Genomic DNA, 3,199 nt, shown 5'->3' with positions numbered 1-3,199 from the left:
ATGTCTTCTGGCGGTCCGAAGGGATATCGCGGGTCAAACGCGGCGCGTGCACCGGCATCGCAGGCCCGCGGAGCGGGACAAGAGCCACCGTTTGAGGCGCGATGGCCCTTCGGGCATATTTTTTCCTGTTTCTTCCTGCTTTTCCTACGCGTCCGCGTTCAGGTATTCGTGCAGATACCGGCGCAGCAGCACGCAGGCTGCATGGCTGTCCCACTCACCGTCATCCGCAAGGACACGATCCATCACTCTGGCGAGAACGAAGGCTGCCTCTCGGCCCGGGCTGAAAACAAGGGAAAACCCAAACTGTCCCTGCAGCACGCCAGTTCCCGCATCGTGGACCATGGCCACGATCTCGCCATGGACGACTTCCTCGACCTCAAGGTCCACTTCCTGGCCGTCAGGCAGAATAGTGGTCCGGATCCCGTCAGAGTCCACACTGTCGGGGACCGCATTGAGGACGATCCGCGCAGCCGCCTCGGCGTCCGTCGCCGTGACCCTGAAATCGCCGGCATCCGCTTCAAACAGGCGCTCAACCAGCGTGATACGAAAATCAGGCATTGCCGTCCTCCCTTGCCAGGACAAATTCGCTCAGTGTCTTGGCTTCCCGCCATGGGCAGTGCCACACCATCACATCCTTTCCGCAGATTTCGGCGACAGAGCCACGCTCTCTCAGCCGGGCCAGCTCGGCCGACGTGACTCTGGGAACCGCCGTGAAAGCGGAAAATTCGACCACTGCCGCCTCCACGCTCTCATAGGGTCCCCGCCATCGGCGGGCCGCGGGCGGATAGATTTCAGGCGTCCGGATCAGAACCCCACCATCCGGGTGGCAACAAAGTTCAACCACATACCTGCCGATCAGACGCTTTTCCGTCATGTATTCATCGGTCATCACGGTTCTCCTTCGCCGACGCAGGTGAACGCGTAACCTGACGTTCTGGATAAGCCCGGTGGGGGCGCATCGCAGAATTTCCCGGTCGACGTCCTGCCTGAGTCCGTTGCTGGCTCACCGCCCGACGTCACCACTGAGGGCGACGGGCCGTGAGCCAGAGCCGTACGGCGGCAACAGCCTCGCTCAGCTGAAGCCTACAAACTCAACATGCGTCCTGAGGAATTCTTCGGGTGTCTGCGATAGCGGAGCCAGACCTTCCGCCCTGCCGTGCGGCACGTCATCCTCTTGATCTGCCGCCAGGTCTGGGGGGGTACCAGCCACTTTATCGAGCTCAATGCCCGTCGCGGCAGGATCAGCGGTTCCCAGGCCACCAGTCCGCGCACCAGCATCCACATCGTCTTCCAGGTCGATATCGTCGTCATGCGCCAGGTCCCCATCATCGTCATCCGCTTCGGATGTCGGGGCGAGCGCTTCCGCGAAGGCGGCATTCAGCGTTGCGACATCGACCTGGAAACGCGCGGCAGGATGCACCCAGCTCCCCTGCCCGACATGGTCCATCAGGGCGCGGCGCATTTCCTTGCCGGTATTGCGCGGCAGGATGCCTTCCTCCTTTATGGCCTTCGTGATGCCGGACTTGCTGAGCGTTTTCAGGAAGTCTTCATCCGCCATGGCGGGCAGATGGTCGTCCGCTTTCACGATATGGCCGACCAGGACACCCCAGTCGCCGCTATTCGTCGCGTTCTTCTCGCAGGACAGAACGGCTTTGAGCACGTCGACAGCAGCGCCACGCAGGAGCGCCTCGTCCAGCGCCATCTCGCCATCCTGGAACAGTCCGGCGGCAGCCACGAGCCGGCGTGACGGACGGCGCTGCGGGTAGTGCGCGTTGGAATCCCCGTCCACCCGGACATTCTGCGCGTTGAGGGCCGCGATCATCAGTCCGAGCAGGATCCATGGATCGGCAGAACCCCGCATGCCGTCCAATGCGGCATGCAGCGCCTGGGTGCGGAAACTGCCGATCATGTCAAAACCGCGCCCCGAGATATCCGCCCGTTCCCGTGGCCCTTCGGGCAGGGCTTCAATGACGGCGGACGGCGTCACGCGACCTGCCGCCTCGCTGCCCGGCAGGACGCACCAGCCCTCGCGAACCTTGAGGCGATGATCAAGCCAGAAGAATTTCGTGGCGCCCTCGCGCTGCCAGTAGATCCGGACCATGCCGGGTTCGAAGACCGGCTCGCCGTTCTCGTCGCTCTGCAGGATCAGTGCGTCTTCAGGCATGTTCTGACCCAGCCACTGGCGCTGCGCCTTCTCATAGGCGAAGCCGTCATCGGTATAACGGCCGTCCTTCCCGGCTTCACCGAACAGATCCTCCTGCCAGGCGATCCGGCAGCTTTTTGCAATGGCGTCATCAAACGAGGCCTCGATTGCATAAAAACGGTCCTGCCGCAGGGCTGATGCAATCCGGTCCCAATCGGGGATGGCAGCACCGGGTTCCCAATTTCCGTCGGGCAGTTGCTCGCCCTCATCTTCGCAGGCTTCGACATCCTCGGGCGGCAACGAGCCAACCGGAAACCCGAAATGGCCCCAGACCTGTTCCTGCAGCGCGGTGGACGCAAGGGCGATGCTCGCCAGTTCACGATTGCCGGGCCCCTTGCCCGCCTCGATCCACGCCAGAATCTCGGGCAGGATGGCAGACAGGCGGCCGATCTGCTTCAGCTGCACCGGTGTGAGCATCAGCGCCTTGCAGATCGCGGTGTCATTCCACTTTTTTTCCTCCCGGAGCCTGGCGACAACCCGCCACTGTTCAACCTGGGTCATGGGCTGACGGATCATGTTCTCCGATGCGGCACGCATCCGGTCCAGTTCCGCATCATCGCCTGCCACCGTCACCTGAATGGTTTTCAGGCCGGCCTTGACCGCGGCACGCCGGCGGCGATGCCCTGCAACGATCATCAGGCCGTCAGGAGTTTCGCGGACCAGGGGCGGGTGGATGATCCCGACGGCCTTGACGTTCAGCGCCAGCTGGCGCTCTTCCGCCTCGTTGGGCGCGGATTTCCGCGGGTTTTCGGGGTTGTCGAGCAGGGTTTTCGGATCAACTTCGCGCAGTTCCATGGTTTTTACTCCGTGTTCTCAGGACGCCTTTCCTGATGCACTCCGGCGGCCAGCACCGGGCTGGCGGGGCAAGGGCGCCGTGCAGCGGCGGCACCGGACCCGCGCGCAGGCGGCGCAGACGCCGAGCACGGGGAGGCGCCACCCCTTGCGGCGCCTGGCCGGAGATGGCAGCCCTTCTCAGGCTGCCGCCTCTTCTTCCTT

The 3,199-nt window shown here is 63.5% G+C and carries 3 protein-coding genes; all 3 read right to left on the bottom strand.

From position 1 onward, the window contains the following. Positions 1-144: 144 nt before the first annotated feature. Positions 145-558, bottom strand: coding sequence for a hypothetical protein (locus GEU01_RS20435; protein WP_019087511.1), 414 nt, complete (start codon positions 556-558; stop codon positions 145-147). Beyond that, complete coding sequence (locus tag GEU01_RS20430; protein WP_019087519.1) at positions 551-889, bottom strand: hypothetical protein; 339 nt, start codon at positions 887-889, stop codon at positions 551-553. The genes GEU01_RS20435 and GEU01_RS20430 overlap by 8 nt, the downstream gene beginning before the upstream one ends. Positions 890-1,072: 183 nt before the next feature. Further along, positions 1,073-2,998: a ParB/RepB/Spo0J family partition protein gene (locus tag GEU01_RS20425; protein WP_019087518.1), complete on the bottom strand. Its 1,926-nt coding sequence runs from the start codon at positions 2,996-2,998 to the stop codon at positions 1,073-1,075. Between the last annotated feature and the right edge of the window lie 201 nt (positions 2,999-3,199).

Source organism: Komagataeibacter europaeus LMG 18890 (genome assembly GCF_000285295.1).
In the GTDB taxonomy this organism is placed as follows: Bacteria; Pseudomonadota; Alphaproteobacteria; order Acetobacterales; family Acetobacteraceae; genus Komagataeibacter; species Komagataeibacter europaeus.
Note: the sequence above shows the minus strand (reverse complement) of the source record. Positions and strands in the feature narration are given on the sequence as shown.

What these genes read in the sequence shown, in the direction of transcription:
- GEU01_RS20435 (WP_019087511.1), bottom strand. Translation starts at nt 558, where the DNA reads ATGCCTGATTTTCGTATCACGCTGGTTGAGCGCCTGTTTGAAGCGGAT.
- GEU01_RS20430 (WP_019087519.1), bottom strand. Translation starts at nt 889, where the DNA reads ATGACCGATGAATACATGACGGAAAAGCGTCTGATCGGCAGGTATGTG.
- GEU01_RS20425 (WP_019087518.1), bottom strand. Translation starts at nt 2,998, where the DNA reads ATGGAACTGCGCGAAGTTGATCCGAAAACCCTGCTCGACAACCCCGAA.